The following is a 14,970-nucleotide window of genomic DNA, read 5'->3' as shown; positions in this document are numbered from 1 at the left end:
TTGCGGGCAATGCCCCGGAAAAAGGCCGCGGCATTCTACGGTCTGGTTCCATCGGCGTCACCGCTGGACGGGGTTTGGCCGACCTGTGGGGCTGTGTATACTGGCCGGCATTTTACCGTCCCGGAAGCCGACGATGCTCGCTCATCTGATTGAATTTGCCACTAACCACTATGTACTGAGTGGATCGTTCGTTTTGCTGCTGGCCCTGCTGCTCGCCCACGAACTGCGCCGCAGCGGCCGCGCCGTCTCCACCCGTGAACTCACCAGTCTGGTCAACGGCGGCCAGGCCGTGGTGCTGGATGTGCGCGCCAACAAGGATTTCTCCACCGGTCATATCGTCGATGCGCTGAACATTCCCTATGAGAAGCTGACCAGCCGCATCGTCGAGCTGGAGAAGCACAAGGACAAGGCCATCATCGTGGTCGACGCCATGGGCCAGCACGCCGGCAGCGTCTGCCGCGACCTGAAGAAGGCCGGTTTCAACGCCCTCAAGCTGTCCGGCGGGATTGGCAGCTGGCGTGGCGACAACCTGCCGCTGGTGAAGTGAAATGGCCGAGATCGTCGTCTATTCGAGCGCCTGGTGCCCGTTTTGCGTCCGCGCCAAGCACCTGCTGGACAGCAAGGGCGTTCGCTTTGAGGAGATCATCGTCGATGGCAACCCCGCAATTCGCGCCGAGATGACCCGCAAGGCCGGGCGCACCTCGGTGCCGCAGATCTGGATCGGCCAGACCCATGTGGGTGGCTGTGACGACCTGTACGCTCTGGAGCGCGCCGGCAAGCTCGACGCGCTGATCCAGGCCAGCCCGCAAACGGAAACGCACTAGAACAAGGCAGAACCATGACCGAACAAGCAGCAAGCAACGGCGCCAACCAGAATCCTCAGTTCTCCCTGCAGCGCATCTACGTGCGCGACCTGTCCTTCGAAGCGCCGAAGAGCCCGGAAATCTTCCGTCAGGAGTGGTCGCCGAGCGTCGCCCTGGACCTGAACACCCGTCAGAAGCAGCTGGACGGCGACTTCCACGAAGTCGTGCTGACCCTGTCCGTGACCGTGAAGAACGGCGAAGAAACCGCCTTCATCGCTGAAGTCCAGCAGGCCGGTATCTTCCTGATCAAGGGCCTGGACGCGGCTTCCATGAGCCACACCCTGGGTGCCTTCTGCCCGAACATCCTGTTCCCCTACGCCCGTGAAACCCTGGACAGCCTGGTTGTCCGTGGCTCCTTCCCGGCGCTGATGCTGTCTCCGGTGAACTTCGACGCCCTGTACGCGCAAGAACTGGCGCGCCTGCAGGCCGCTGGCGAAGCCCAGGCCTGAGTCGACCCGGCTCCATGAAAAAGCGCCCTTCGGGGCGCTTTTTCTTTGGCTCGGGAAAAGGACTTGGAGATGGGGTTGTAGGGGCGAATTCATTCGCCAAGGGGCGCGAAGCGGCCCCGATGGGGCTGAGGGCAGCCCTGCGGGCTGCATGGCGAATGAATTCGCCCCTACCGAAGAACGGCGTTCGCGTCACTCCAGGCTGAAATCATGCTGCCGCCAGGCCTCGTACACCGCCACGGCCACCGTGTTGGAGAGGTTCAGGCTGCGGCAGTTCGGGCGCATGGGCAGGCGCAGGCGCTGCTCCGGCGGCAGGGCCTCGCGGACCTCCTGGGGCAGGCCGCGGCTTTCCGGGCCGAAGAGGAACGCATCGCCCTTCTCGAAGGCCACCTCGTGGTAGAGCCGCGTGCCTTTGGTGGTAAACGCGAAGACCCGGGGCTGGCCCAGGGCTTCCAGGCAGCTTTCCAGGTCGGCGTAGCGCTTGAGGGTGGCGTACTCGTGATAGTCCAGGCCGGCGCGACGCAGACGCTTGTCGTCCAGCTCGAAGCCAAGGGGTTCGATGAGGTGCAGGTGGCAGCCGGAATTGGCGCACAGCCTGATAATGTTGCCGGTATTCGGTGGAATTTCCGGTTGGAACAGGATGACGTGAAACATGGGTAGCCCCGAGCCCGAAGACGGGCGGCATTCTACTCTCGATGATGATCCGCGACCGAGCCTGTGGCCGCGCTTTTTGTTCTCCCTTGCCCTGCTGGGCCTGATGGCGGGGTTGATGATCGGCCGACTGACGACGCCGGAGCCGGTGCACCTGGAGCGCATCGAAGTGCTCCCGGGTGCCCTGGTGCTCTGGTTCGACCATGAGCCCGAGGTGGCTGTCGAGGAACTGGCTGGCGCCTACGCGCTGCTGCTGGGGGCTGATGGGCGGGGCGCGGGGGGCCAGTTGGCCCTGGGTGAGGCGCCGGTGAGCTGGAAGGTGCTGCGCTCGAACCAGGGGCTGACGCTGCGCTTCGTCGCGGCGCGTCCCCTGCAAGGGGACTGGCATGGCGCCGAGGTGGAGGGGCGCTGGCGGCTGGAAGTCAGCCTGCGCGCCGAATAAAAGAGGGGATTCCCCGGCCTGCCTGTACCAAGGCCCCCAGAAGGGTGGTCGCCGGCATTGCCGACGACGCTGTATTGCAGCGGACTCCGCTGGAGCCCCGGCGGCTGGAAGCCAGCGCGCCTGTGGATAAAAGAGGGGATTCCCCGGCCTGCCTGTACCAAGGTCCCCAGAAGGGTTGTCGCCGGTCTTGCCGACGACGCTGTGTTGCAGCGGACTCCGCTGGAGCCCTGGCGGCTGGAAGCCAGCGCGCCTGTGGATAAAAAAGGGGATTCCCCGGCCTGCCTGTACCAAGGCCCCCTGAAACCTGGTCGCTCGTGGCGACGCTGTGTTGCATCCGGCCCCTGGGGCCGTGGCGGCTGGAGGTCAGCCTGCCTGTGTAAGAGTGGGGATTCCCTGGCCTGCCTGAACCAGGGGCCCCAAAACCTGTGTTGTCTGGACTATTGCAGAGCGCGTGCCAGTTTTTCGGAAAGCCTTCGTAAAATTTCCTGGTGAGCCTGAAGGCCGCGGAATTACTGGGGTTTGCGGTGGGGGAGGGTCGGCGGGGGCTGGTCTTGCCCAGTGCCTGGCGTGCCGGGAAGGCACCTCGATGAAGCACTTTTTTGAGGCGGCGATGTTGCCCAGGCACCAGAGATGGTCTTTCCCTGCTGCCACGGAAAACCCCGCCGAAGCGGGGTTGAGGCGGGGTCAGTGATTGAGGGGAGGGAGGTAGGACGCGGTGGATTGGCATTTGCGCAGCCGCTCCACCTTGAGGGAGAGGCTTCGAGGGGCGCGGACGCCGATGCGCGAACGACCGCCTTCCATGGGGCCGACCACTATCTCGATACCCTCGGTGCGCAGCATCCGCGCCAGCTCGAGTTCACTGCAATTCTCCATGGCCTTGAGCCTGAGTACGTCTCCTTCCTTGCGAACGCCGATATGTAACTGCATGGTTTTATCCTGCCTTTGATTCAGGTTCATGCAGCATCCCGCCCCGTTTGCTCTCAGTCCACGGTGGTGCGGAAAACCAGACATTTCGTACGGGCAATATGGAAGCGGAAAGGGGGTGTGATGGCGTAGGGCGGGGGTGTGATGGGACGGGAAAAGAGGCGGGGTGCTGGCGCGACCCCGCCGGGTGGGTCAGGCGTCGTCGCTGTCGTCGTCGTCGCCGCCGTCCACCTTCATGCCCAGTTCCTTGATCTTGCGGGTCAGGGTATTGCGGCCCCAGCCCAGGAGCACGGCGGCATCGCGGCGACGGCCAGCGGTGTGCTTGAGGGCGGTCTCGATCATGATCCGCTCGAACGCCGGTACGGCGCTGTCGAGCAGCCCGGACTGGCCGCGCGCCAGGGCCTGGTCGGCCCACTGGCGCAGTGCCTGCTCCCAATTGGTGACCGGGGCGGCATCCTGGGGTTGGGTGAGCAGTTCGGGCGGCAGGTCGTCGACATGCACTTCGCGGCCCGAGGCCATCACCGTGATCCAGCGGCAGGTGTTCTCCAGCTGGCGCACGTTGCCCGGCCAGGGCAGGTTCTTCAGGTACTCCTCCGTCTCGCCCTTCAGCAGCTTGGGCTCCACCGCCAGTTCCTGGGCGGCGCGCGCGAGGAAGTGCCTGGCCAGGGCGGGGATGTCCTCGCGGCGGTCGGACATGCGTGGGATATGGATGCGGATGACGTTGAGGCGGTGGAACAGGTCCTCGCGGAACTTGCCGGCCTGTACCAGGTTTTCCAGGTTCTGGTGGGTGGCGGCGATGATGCGCACGTCCACCTTCACCGGGGTATGGCCGCCCACGCGGTAGAACTCGCCGTCGGCCAGCACCCGCAGCAGGCGGGTCTGGGTGTCGGCCGGCATGTCGCCGATCTCGTCGAGGAACAGGGTGCCGCCATCGGCCTGTTCGAAGCGGCCGCGACGCTGGTTGGCGGCGCCGGTGAAGGCGCCTTTCTCATGGCCGAACAGCTCGGACTCCATCAGGTCCTTGGGGATCGCCGCCATGTTCAGGGCGATGAAGGGTGACGCCGCGCGCGGGCTGTGGCGGTGCAGGGCATGGGCCACCAGTTCCTTGCCGGTACCGGATTCGCCGTTGATCAGCACGGTAATGTTGGAGTGGCTGAGGCGGCCGATGGCGCGGAACACCTCCTGCATGGCCGGCGCTTCACCGATGATCTCCGGCGTTCGCGCCTGGCTGGCCGGGGCCTCCAGGCCTTGTTGCTCCTGGGCGTGCTGGAAGGCGCGCTTGACCAGCGAGACGGCTTCGTCGACGTCGAAGGGCTTGGGCAGGTACTCGAAGGCGCCGCCCTGGTAGGACGCCACCGCGCTGTCCAGGTCGGAGTGCGCGGTCATGATGATCACCGGCAGGCGCGGGTGCAGCTCGCGGATCTGCGCCAGCAGGTCCAGGCCGCTGGCGCCGGGCATGCGGATGTCGGAGATGATCACGTCCGGCTGCTGCCTGGACAGGCGCCCGAGCAGGCTGTCGGCACTCTCGAAGCTCTGGGTGTTCATGCCTTCCTGCTGCAGGGCCTTCTCCAGGACCCAGCGGATGGAACGGTCGTCATCGACGATCCAGACAGTTTCAGTACGGCTCATGTCGAAGAGACTCCTTGTTCCAGCGGCAGGAAGATCGAGAAGACGGTGTGCCCGGGATGGCTTTCACACTCGATCAGGCCCTGGTGCTGACTGATGATGTTCTGGGCGATGGCCAGGCCCAGTCCGGTACCGTCCGGACGACCGCTGACCATGGGATAGAAGATGGTTTCCTGGAGCTCGGCCGGGATGCCCGGGCCGTTGTCGATGATTTCCACCTTGGTCACCAGGCGATGGCGCGTGTGGCCGATGGTGAACTGGCGCAGGGTGCGGGTGCGCAGGGTGATGCGGCCCAGGCGCAGGTCGTTCTGCGCCGACAGGGCCTGCATGGCGTTGCGCACGATATTGAGCACGGCCTGGATCATCTGCTCCTTGTCGATGAAGACATCGGGGATGCTCGGGTCGTAGTCGCGCACCAGATTGATGCCGCCCTGGCTCTCCGCATCCACCAGGCTGCAGACCCGCTCCAGCACTTCGTGGACGTTGGTCATGGCCAGCGACGGCAGCTTGTTCGAGCCGAGCATGCGGTCCACCAGGTTCCGCAGGCGGTCGGCCTCTTCGATGATGACGTTGGTGTAGTCCTTCAGGTGCTCTTCCGGCAGTTCGCGGGAGAGCAGCTGGGCGGCGCCACGGATGCCGCCCAAGGGGTTCTTGATCTCGTGGGCAAGGCCTCGCACCAGCAGCTTGGTGGTCTCCTGCTTGGACAGCTGGGCCTCCTCCTTGGTGATCCGCAGCAGGCGGTCACGGGGGTGGACTTCCAGCAGCAGCAGGGTCTCGCCGCGATTGAGGATGGGCGTGACCGCGTAATCCACGGTCAGGGCCTGCCCGGAGAGCGAGGTCAGCATGGCCTCGCGCTTGGTGAAGGGGTGCGCCTGTTCCACCGCCTGGCGCAGGGAGGCGAGGGCCTCGGGCGACTCGGTGAACAGCTCGCTGATGAACTGGCCATGGCTGCGCTGGCCACTGACGGCGAGGAGCATTTCCGCTGCCGGATTCATGTACTCGAGGCGCAGGTCGGCGTTGAGCAGGATCACTGCTGTCGTCAGGTTGTCGAGCAGCAGTCGGTGCAGGGCGTCGTTGATGGTCATGGCTTCGGCGCTCGTGGCGATGACAGGAAAATGCAAGAAGCAAACCAAAGCCCTGAAAAGACGCGTGAAAATAGGGTTTCCGCTGGCTGAGGCTATCTTTCAGAGCAAATAGTCCGGCTCCGGACGAACCAAAATGGGGAGAGTATAGAAAGCGGTGCAGGGTCTTGCACTGAAATGGTGCGATAGCGCGGATCAGCGGGAGGGGCGTCCAGGCGATACCCCGGGTGACATCGGGGGTACCGCCGGTTACGGGAGGGGCGGGTCAGATGAAGGGCAGGATGGCGATGTCGTCATCCTCTTCCTCGGGCTTGTCCTTCAGCGGGCATTCGGGGCGCACGCCGTAGTCGTCTTTCTCGCAGGGGCGCGCCAGGCGTTTCTGCGCCAGCGACATGCGGATGATGTGCACCGGTTGTCCCGGGGTGCGCTCGACCGTGCGGCCCTGCTCATCGATGATTTCCACGGCCAACTGATGGGTGCCGCGATCGAGGTTCTTCAGCGGGAACACCGGGCTGCGGCCCGGCTCGCCCACGGGCTTGCCGTCCAGCAACAGGCGGTAGTTGTGGTTGGCGCGCAGGCCGGGTTCGCTGGTGGCGCTGACGATCAGGTTGCCTTCGCCGTCGCGGATGGTGGCTTCCGGCTCGGGCACCAGGATGCGCAGCACCTGGTAGCCCTGCTCGCGGGGAATCGGCTTCTGGTAGAGCGGCGGCGGCTGGATATCCCCGGGGACGTTCATGGCGTTGGAAGGCGCCAACTGCAGGCGTTCCGCGTTGCCCGGCTTGGGGCGGTCGGTGAAGACGCGGTTGCCCTCGTCGTCGATGTAGGTGTAGACCTCGGCCAGCACGGGCTGGCCGAGGAGCAGGAGGGCGAGGAGCAGGAATCGGGTCATCGGTCAGTTGTTCGGCCGTGGGGTGGGGGCGGGCGGGGGACGCAGCGCCGGGCTGCTGGTATTGACCCGCTGGACGGTAAAGGTGACAGGGGCGCTGGTCTGCACCACTCTGGTGCCGGAGAGCACATCCACCGCCATGGTGTGTTCGCCGCGCGACAGGTTCACCAGTTGCAGGCGTGGCACGTTGGTGGGCTGGCCGTGGGGTTCGCCATCCAGGCGCAGGCGCAGGCTGTGGCCGGGCTGCAGGCGCGGGTCCAGCGCCACGCCGACGCTGAAGGTACCGTTGTTGGCACGCAGGGCTTCGTCGGAGGGGATGTCGGTGAGCGCGAGCACCTGGTAGAAGGGCGCGCCGTTGGCCGGGTCCGTCGCGTCGTCGGCCGGAGCCGTCGGCGCCTGGGAGCGCACGGTATTGGTCGGCGCCAGCTCCACCCGTTCGGTGGCGGCGCCATCCGGGGGCTGGTTGGTGAACACCGTGTTGCCGTTGGCGTCGATGTACCTGTAGATCTGGGCGGTGGCTGGCAGCGCTGCGGCGAGCAGCAGGCAGCTGATGACGATGAGGCGCATGGTGGCGGTCTCCGGAAGCTCATGCCAAGCCTTGCACCCGGATGGCGGGCTGGCAAGTCGGGCATTGTGCGATAGCGTCGAGGTGGCCGGTGTGCGTTGCGACACGTTGGGACATTTCCGCGGGCCGACGCCGCTGCCAGGCTCATTCGGCCGCGTCGAACTGTCGGCGGCTCACGTGCAGGCTTTTGTATCATGCGCTTTGCTTTGACTGTTCAAGGGACGCCTTTCTCATGCCGCTACCGTCCATGCTTGCCATCCGCTTCCTCATGCCGCTGCTGCTGTGCCTGCTCGTCAGCCTGTTCCCGGCGCAGGGGCGTGCGGCCTTGCCCAACCCCCTGGCGGGGAGTTCCTCGGGGAGCGAGCAGGTCAGCAGTGCCCAGCTCGAACAGTCGCTCAACCAGGTGATCCAGACCCTGGAGAACGACAAGCAGCGCGCCGACCTGCTGAACAAGCTGAAGCAATTGCGCGATGTCACCGGCAAGGAAAAGGCCAGCGAGGGCGGGGTGCTTGGACTGATCAGCGACTCCCTGATGGAGCTGGAGAAGCGCTTCCAGGGCGATAACAGCCCGTTGCTGCACTGGCGCAATAAGTTCCGTCTGGCGGGTGCCGAGTTGGCGGAGCGCCTGCCGGATTGGCGAGCGTTGCCCGTCGTCGTCTTCAATTTTTCCATCGTGCTGCTGGTCTGGGGCCTGTTGGCGTCGGCGATCCTCTGGCTGGGGCGGCGCATGCGCGAACGCTTCGGGCTGGCAGCGGAGCTGCCGCAGCAGCCCAAGACCCGCGACCTCGTGCTGTTCGCCCTGCGCAAGCTGGGCCCCTGGATGATCGCCTTCCTGATCACCCTGTACCTCTCGCTCGTGCTGCCCAGCTCCCTGGGCAAGACCCTGGCGATGGTCATGGCTTATGTGCTGATCTGCGGCACCTTGTTCTCGGCCCTCTGCGTGATCTGCCTGTCGTTGTTGAGTGGGCCGCACCGCCGGCGGGCCCTGGATATCCTGCGGCGCCAGGCCTTCCACCCGCTCTGGCTGATCGGCAGCCTGGCCGCCCTTGGCGAGGCGGCCCATGACCCGCGACTGATTGCCGGGCTGGGAGAGAACACTGCCAGCTGCCTGAGCGTCCTGGCCAATGTCAGTGCGGCGGTGCTCACCGCGCTCTTCGTGTTGCGCTTCCGCCGTCCCATCGCCCACCTGATCCGCAACCAGCCACTGGACCGTCGCATTGGCCAGCGCGGCCTGCATGATCTGGTGCAGTTGATCGGCACCCTGTGGTTCGTGCCGGTGCTGCTGCTGGTGGGTACCTCCCTGATCGCCACCTTCGTGTCCGCCGGCGATAGCAGTTCCGCCCTGCGTCGCGCCCTGGTCTCGGCAGTGCTGGCGGTGGTGGCGATGACAGTGGTTGGCTTGATCCGCCGTGGCTCCAGCCGGGATGCGGCAGGGGCTCGGCGCAGTGCCCCCTACCTCGAGCAATTGCAGAACTTCGGCCTCACCCTGGTGCACCTCGTCGTGGTGTTGCTTTTCGTCGAGTTGGGGTTGCGGGTCTGGGACATGTCGCTGATCAGCTATGCCAAGGGCGAGGGCGCGGAGATCAGCAGACAGGTGGTGCGTTTCGGCACCACCCTGCTGGTGGCCTGGCTGGTGTGGATCCTCGCCGACACGGCGGTGCAGCACAGCCTTGGCGTTGGCGGACGGAACCGCACCAACACCCGTGCGCTGACCATGCTGCCGCTGATCCGCAACGTGTTGTTCGCCAGCATCGCGTTGATCGCGCTGATCGTCGCTCTGGCCAACATGGGCATGAACGTGACGCCGCTGCTGGCCGGTGCCGGTGTCATCGGCCTGGCCATCGGCTTCGGCGCGCAGTCACTGGTGGCGGACCTGATCACCGGGCTGTTCATCATCATCGAGGACTCGCTGTCCATCGACGACTACGTGGATGTCGGCGGCCACCTGGGAACGGTGGAGGGGCTGACCATCCGCACCGTGCGCCTGCGCGATCTGGATGGCGTGGTGCATACCATTCCCTTCAGCGAGATCAAGAGCATCAAGAACTACTCGCGGCAGTTCGGCTACGCCATGTTCCGCTGGCCGGTGCCGGCGAGCATGCCGATCGACGATGCGGTGGCATTGGTGCATGAGGTGGCCAAGGAGCTGCGCAGCGACCCGTCGGTCTACCGCAGCCTGTGGTCGCCCCTGGAATTGCAGGGCGTGGAGAGTTTCGACAACGGCCAGGCGATCCTGCGCTTCCGCTTCAAGACCGCGCCGATCAAGCAGTGGGAAGTGCAGCGGGCGTTCAACCTGCGCCTGCGCCGGCGCCTCGACCAGTCCGGCATGGAGCTGGCGATGCCGCGCCTGAACGTGCAACTGACCCGTGCACGCCGGCCCGCCGGCGAGTCGCCGCAGGACCCGGATGTGCCGGACGGCCTGGGCGTTTGAGGGTGGGGGCACTGAATTGGCAAGTTCATGTGATTGCTTCTCCCTGACTTCTTGCATGTAGACACATCCCTCTCCCCCGCCCCTCTCCCGTAGGGCGAGGGGTGACTCGCGCCGGCAGGCGCGAGCCGTCCTGATGCCCAAACCGGCCTGAAACGAAGCATTGGAGATGACGCCGCGCAAAGCGCCCCTTCAGGCGGCCGAGTGGAATCGTTGGGGAGGGGGACGAGCGGCATGGATGCCGCGAGAGGCGCGCAGGGCCATGGATGGCCCTTCGCGCCGTGCCCCCGGAGCGACGATGTAGCGAGGGGAGTTTGGCGCAGCCAAACCCGGATGTCGGGGCAAGCCCTCTTGGTTACTTCTGGGGCGACTGCCAGAAGTGACTCGCCCGGGAAGGCGAAACAGAAACCTCCCGCCCACTCGGCAATGAGCTGAACAACGGAGATTGCCAGTCCGGCTCGAGCCCCCAAGACGGCAATAAAAAAGGTTCATCGCGCTTTCCCGGGGAAGGCGGCCTTGATTTTCAGGAAGAAGTAGGCCGAGTCGCGGAAGCCATAGGCCATGCGCTTGATCACCTTGATGCGGTTGTTCACCCCTTCCAGCTGGCTGGTGTGCAAGGGGAAACGGGCGCTGGCGAGGATGCCGCGCGCGTAACGCTTGAGGTTCCTGGCAAAGCGTTGGAGCGGCGCCAAGCCGCTGTCCCGGGCGTGCCGCAGCCAGGTTCGCCAGCGCCGCCAGCCGTCCTGCACACTGGGGGCGTACCAGATTTCCTTTAATGCATCCTTGAGCACGTAGGCCGTGGCCAGTGGCTGGTTGGCCGCGAGCAATTCCTGCAACTGCACGGCCTGTCCGCCCTTGAGGTTTTCGCGATTGCGCAGCAGCAGCCAGCGGCTCTGCTTGACCACCTTGCGCGCCGGTTTGTCTTCGCGCAGGCGGTTGGCCTGGTCGACCCGGATCCGGTCGATCACGTCCCGGCCGTAGCGCGCCACCACGTGGAACAGGTCGTACACCACCTCGGCCTGCGGGCAATGCCGTTTCACCTCGAGGTCGAAGGCGGTGTTCATGTCCATGGCCACCGCCTCGATCTGCCGGCAGTGCTCGCCGAGCAATTCGAAGAACGGACGGATCGCCTCACGGCTGTTGCCATGCCCGACCCACAGCACCCGCGTGCGCTCGGCATCCATGATCACCGTGGCGTAACGATGCCCCTTGTGCAGGGCGAACTCGTCCATCACCAGCCGCCGCACCTCACCGGGCTCAAAGGTCCCCACGGCCGCCTCGAGGCGGCGCTTGTCGAGCGTCTTGAGGGTGTGCCAGTGCAGGCCAGTGAGGCGGCTGACATGGCTGATCGGCAACAGTTGCAGCAAGCCCTCGAGCCAGAGGCGCAGCCGCTGGGTCAAGCGGGAGGCCGGCTCCAGCCAGTCAATCCGCTCGGTCACCCGCCCACAATCCAGGCAATCGACGCGACGCACCGGCAGTTGGAGCAGCACGCGCTGATCCAGCAGGTCACGGTCACGCACCTGGCGGATTCGCCGCTCGTGGATCAGCGGGCAGTCTTGGTGACAGCGGCCACATTTGGGGAGGGAGCCGGCTTGAGGTTCGAGCTCAATCAGCAGGGTGTCGTGAGTGGCTTGGCGACAGGCGACGACCTCGTAGCCTGGCCAGAACTGGGCAAGATCAATAGGATTCACGGCGGCAGCAGGGAGTGGGGGTTGGTTCGTTTGGCGACTGCCAATCTACCCACTTCCCTGACTGTCAACTCGCTCTTCCCCCTGAATCCGCGAAGAACCATAAAAAAGGCCTCCCGAAGGAGGCCTCTCAATCATGCCGCTTGCGCGGTCACAACTGGATCAGACGCTGTAGTACAGGTCGTATTCCAGCGGGTGCACGAAGGTGCGCACCTTGATTTCTTCTTCGCTCTTCAGCTCGATATAGGCATCGATGAAGTCGTCGCTGAACACGCCGCCCTTGGTCAGGAACGCACGGCCCTTGTCGAGTTCTTCCAGAGCCTCTTTCAGGCTGCCGCAAACCTGCGGGATTTCCTTGGCCTCTTCCGGCGGCAGGTCATACAGGTTCTTGTCGGCGGCATCGCCGGGGTGGATCTTGTTCTGGATGCCGTCCAGGCCAGCCATCAGCAGTGCGGCGAAGCACAGGTAGGGGTTGGCAGCCGGGTCCGGGAAGCGCGCTTCGATACGGCGGGCTTTCGGGCTGTTCACGTACGGGATACGGATCGAGGCGGAACGGTTGCGGGCGGAGTAGGCCAGCATTACCGGGGCTTCGAAGCCCGGGACCAGACGCTTGTAGGAGTTGGTCGACGGGTTGGTGAAGCCGTTCAGGGCCTTACCGTGCTTGATGATGCCGCCAATGAAGTACAGGGCGGTATCGGACAGGCCGGCATAGCCTTCGCCAGCGAAGGTGTTCTTGCCATCCTTGGAGATGGACATGTGAACGTGCATACCCGAGCCGTTGTCGCCGTACAGGGGCTTGGGCATGAAGGTCACGGTCTTGCCGTAAGCGTCAGCCACGTTGTGCACGCAGTACTTCAGGGTCTGAACTTCGTCAGCCTTGGCTACCAGGGTGTTGAACTTCACGCCGATTTCGTTCTGACCGGCGGTCGCCACTTCGTGGTGGTGAACTTCGACGACCAGGCCCATTTCTTCCAGTGCGTTGCACATGGCGGTACGGATTTCGTGGTCGTGGTCGACCGGCGGTACCGGGAAGTAGCCGCCCTTCACGCCCGGACGGTGGCCTTTGTTGCCGCCTTCGATGTCGGCGTCGGTGTTCCAGGAAGCCTGCTCGGAGAAGATCTTGAACATGGAACCGGAAATGTCGGACTTGAACTTCACTTCGTCGAAGATGAAGAACTCCGGCTCCGGGCCCACGAAGACGGTGTCACCGATACCGGTGGTCTTCAGGAACTCTTCGGCGCGACGGGCGATGGCGCGCGGGTCGCGGTCGTAGCCTTGCATGGTGCTCGGCTCGATGATGTCGCAGACCAGGATGATGGTCGGCTCTTCGGTGAAGGGGTCCAGGACGGCGGTGCTGTCGTCCGGCAGCAGGATCATGTCGGAGGCTTCGATGCCTTTCCAGCCTTCGATGGAGGAGCCGTCGAACATCTTGCCGTGCTCGAAGAAATCGTCATCGGCGTCACGGGCCGGCATGGTCACGTGCTGCTGCTTGCCTTTGGTGTCGGTGAAGCGCAGATCAATCCACTTCACGTCGTGTTCTTTAATCAGTTGAAGCGACTTCGACATGTTGTCCTCCAGATGGATGGGGGCAGTAACCTTGCCTCCCAAAAAGATTCGGGGTGAAGCCGGGGCGGGATAGTCCGCCAGGGCGACCTGCCTCACAAGGGAGCAAATTGCGTGCCAGTGCCCTGGAATGGGCTGACCCCCCCTAAACTCGCGGCTGGCGGGTCATTCGCTCTGATTAAGCGCACTTTTGCGCACCGTTTTCGTGCCCTCCATGGTGCGCGTGATGCATTTTGGTGCATCGAAAGCTTTGATGAATGATTTTGGTCAAAGCTTGAACAATTTCCGCTATAATCCGCGCCCCTCTTTTTCGGCTGTCGCCCTCGCGCTGTTTTCATGAAACTCATCGTCAAAGTCTTCCCGGAAATCACCATCAAGAGCCGGCCGGTGCGCAAGCACTTCATCCGTCAGCTCTCGAAGAACATCCGTGCGGTCCTGAAGGATCTGGACCCGGAGCTCGAGGTGACCGGCGTTTGGGACAACCTCGACGTCCAGACTCGCCAGACCGAGCCGAAGCTGCTGCGCGAGATGATCGAGCGCCTGACCTGCGTCCCCGGGATCACCCACTTCCTGGAAGTGCACGAGTACCCCCTGGGCGACTTCGACGACGTGCTGGAAAAGTGCAAGCTGCACTTCGCCGACCAGCTCCCCGGCAAGATCTTCGCCGTGCGCTGCAAACGTGCAGGCAAGCATGAATTCACCTCCATGGAGCTGGAGCGCCATGTCGGCAGCCGTCTGCGCCAGGAGTGCAACGCCGCCGGCATCGACCTGAAGAAGCCGGAAGTGGAAGTACGGATGGAAGTGCGCGACCAGCGCCTCTACGTCATCCACCACCAGCACAACGGCATCGGCGGCTACCCGCTGGGCTCCCTGGAGCAGACCCTGGTGCTGATGTCCGGTGGCTTCGACTCCACCGTCGCCGCCTATCAGATGATGCGCCGCGGCCTGATGACCCATTTCTGCTTCTTCAACCTCGGCGGCCGCGCCCACGAACTGGGCGTGATGGAAGTGGCCCACTTCCTGTGGGAAAAGTACGGCCGCTCCCAGCGCGTGCTGTTCATCAGCGTGCCCTTCGAGGAAGTGGTCGGCGAGATCCTCAGCAAGGTCGACAACAGCCAGATGGGCGTGGTGCTCAAGCGCATGATGCTGCGCGCCTCCACCCACATGGCGCGCAAGCTGAACCTCGACGCGCTGGTGACCGGCGAAGCCATTTCCCAGGTTTCCAGCCAGACCCTGCCCAACCTCTCGGTGATCGACTCGGCCACCGACATGCTGGTCCTGCGCCCGCTGATCGCCAGCCACAAGCAGGACATCATCGACACCGCCACCAAGATCGGCACCGCCGAGTTCGCCAAGCACATGCCCGAGTACTGCGGCGTGATCTCGGTGAACCCGACCACCCGCGCCAAGCCCGGCCGCATCGAGCACGAGGAAGAGCAGTTCGACATGGCCATCCTCGAGCGCGCCCTTGAGCGCGCTCGCCTGGTGCCCATCGACCGGGTGATCGACGAGCTGGGCCAGGACGTGGCGGTGGAAGAAGTGCGTGAAGCCCTGCCCGGGCAGATCGTCGTCGACATCCGCCACCCGGACGCCCAGGAAGACGACCCCCTGGAGCTGGCCGGCATCGAGGTGTTGGCCCTGCCGTTCTACGCGGTCAACAACCGCTTCAAGGAACTGGACGCCAACCGCCAGTACCTCCTGTATTGCGACAAGGGTGTGATGAGCCGCCTGCACGCCCACCACCTGCTCAGCGAGGGACATGCCAATGTGCGTGTTTATCGTCCGGCCTAGGCAGCCAGGGCTGTT

Annotated in this window: 14 protein-coding genes; 6 read left to right on the top strand and 8 right to left on the bottom strand. The window is 64.5% G+C overall.

Going from position 1 to position 14,970, the window contains the following annotated elements; genetic code table 11:
• Positions 1-133: 133 nt before the first annotated feature.
• The 3 genes from PCA10_RS26665 to secB are packed head-to-tail and all read left to right on the top strand — an operon-like array spanning position 134 to position 1,312.
• A complete protein-coding gene (locus tag PCA10_RS26665; RefSeq protein ID WP_016495204.1) occupies positions 134-547 on the top strand; it encodes a rhodanese-like domain-containing protein in 414 nt (137 codons plus the stop codon).
• 1 nt (position 548) lies between these two features.
• Positions 549-824 (top strand): glutaredoxin 3, encoded by a 276-nt coding sequence (gene grxC, locus PCA10_RS26660; RefSeq protein ID WP_016495203.1) that lies wholly within the window; start codon positions 549-551, stop codon positions 822-824.
• Positions 825-838: 14 nt separating this feature from the next.
• Positions 839-1,312 (top strand): protein-export chaperone SecB, encoded by a 474-nt coding sequence (gene secB / locus PCA10_RS26655; protein WP_016495202.1) that lies wholly within the window; start codon positions 839-841, stop codon positions 1,310-1,312.
• Positions 1,313-1,501: 189 nt separating this feature from the next.
• On the opposite strand, the gene trmL is transcribed toward secB, so the two are convergent.
• A complete protein-coding gene (trmL, locus tag PCA10_RS26650; RefSeq protein ID WP_016495201.1) occupies positions 1,502-1,963 on the bottom strand; it encodes a tRNA (uridine(34)/cytosine(34)/5-carboxymethylaminomethyluridine(34)-2'-O)-methyltransferase TrmL in 462 nt (153 codons plus the stop codon).
• On the opposite strand from trmL, the gene PCA10_RS26645 reads away from it, so the two are divergent.
• Positions 1,962-2,402 (top strand): hypothetical protein, encoded by a 441-nt coding sequence (locus PCA10_RS26645; RefSeq protein WP_016495200.1) that lies wholly within the window; start codon positions 1,962-1,964, stop codon positions 2,400-2,402. The two genes, trmL and PCA10_RS26645, sit on opposite strands and share 2 nt — an antisense overlap.
• Before the next feature lie 684 nt (positions 2,403-3,086).
• Here the strand turns inward: PCA10_RS26645 and PCA10_RS26640 are convergent.
• From PCA10_RS26640 to PCA10_RS26620, 5 genes are all read right to left on the bottom strand, one after another.
• On the bottom strand, positions 3,087-3,359 hold the full coding sequence (locus PCA10_RS26640) for a hypothetical protein (RefSeq protein ID WP_231866606.1): 273 nt from the start codon (positions 3,357-3,359) through the stop codon (positions 3,087-3,089).
• A gap of 159 nt (positions 3,360-3,518) precedes the next feature.
• Positions 3,519-4,955: a nitrogen regulation protein NR(I) gene (gene ntrC / locus PCA10_RS26635; protein WP_016495198.1), complete on the bottom strand. Its 1,437-nt coding sequence runs from the start codon at positions 4,953-4,955 to the stop codon at positions 3,519-3,521.
• Entirely contained in the window at positions 4,952-6,037 is a 1,086-nt protein-coding gene (gene glnL, locus PCA10_RS26630) for a nitrogen regulation protein NR(II) (protein WP_016495197.1), read from the bottom strand. The genes ntrC and glnL overlap by 4 nt, the downstream gene beginning before the upstream one ends.
• A gap of 262 nt (positions 6,038-6,299) precedes the next feature.
• Positions 6,300-6,923, bottom strand: a complete 624-nt coding sequence (locus PCA10_RS26625) for a DUF4124 domain-containing protein (protein ID WP_016495196.1) — start codon at positions 6,921-6,923, stop codon at positions 6,300-6,302.
• Between the two features lie 3 nt (positions 6,924-6,926).
• Positions 6,927-7,487, bottom strand: coding sequence for a DUF4124 domain-containing protein (locus PCA10_RS26620; RefSeq protein WP_016495195.1), 561 nt, complete (start codon positions 7,485-7,487; stop codon positions 6,927-6,929).
• A gap of 230 nt (positions 7,488-7,717) precedes the next feature.
• Here PCA10_RS26620 and PCA10_RS26615 point away from each other — a divergent pair, with 230 nt between their 5' ends.
• The gene (locus PCA10_RS26615; protein WP_016495194.1) at positions 7,718-9,916 is read left to right on the top strand and encodes a mechanosensitive ion channel family protein; all 2,199 of its coding nucleotides are present in this window, start codon (positions 7,718-7,720) and stop codon (positions 9,914-9,916) included.
• Between the two features lie 485 nt (positions 9,917-10,401).
• On the opposite strand, the gene PCA10_RS26610 is transcribed toward PCA10_RS26615, so the two are convergent.
• Both PCA10_RS26610 and glnA read right to left on the bottom strand, forming a co-directional pair.
• Complete coding sequence (locus tag PCA10_RS26610) at positions 10,402-11,604, bottom strand: ISL3 family transposase (protein ID WP_016493146.1); 1,203 nt, start codon at positions 11,602-11,604, stop codon at positions 10,402-10,404.
• 159 nt (positions 11,605-11,763) lie between these two features.
• A complete protein-coding gene (glnA, locus tag PCA10_RS26605) occupies positions 11,764-13,167 on the bottom strand; it encodes a glutamate--ammonia ligase (RefSeq protein WP_016495193.1) in 1,404 nt (467 codons plus the stop codon).
• Between the two features lie 333 nt (positions 13,168-13,500).
• On the opposite strand from glnA, the gene thiI reads away from it, so the two are divergent.
• Complete coding sequence (gene thiI / locus PCA10_RS26600; RefSeq protein WP_016495192.1) at positions 13,501-14,955, top strand: tRNA uracil 4-sulfurtransferase ThiI; 1,455 nt, start codon at positions 13,501-13,503, stop codon at positions 14,953-14,955.
• The last annotated feature ends 15 nt before the right edge of the window (positions 14,956-14,970 follow it).

The organism is Pseudomonas resinovorans NBRC 106553 (assembly GCF_000412695.1).
GTDB lineage: Bacteria > Pseudomonadota > Gammaproteobacteria > Pseudomonadales > Pseudomonadaceae > Metapseudomonas > Metapseudomonas resinovorans_A.
Note: the sequence above shows the minus strand (reverse complement) of the source record. Positions and strands in the feature narration are given on the sequence as shown.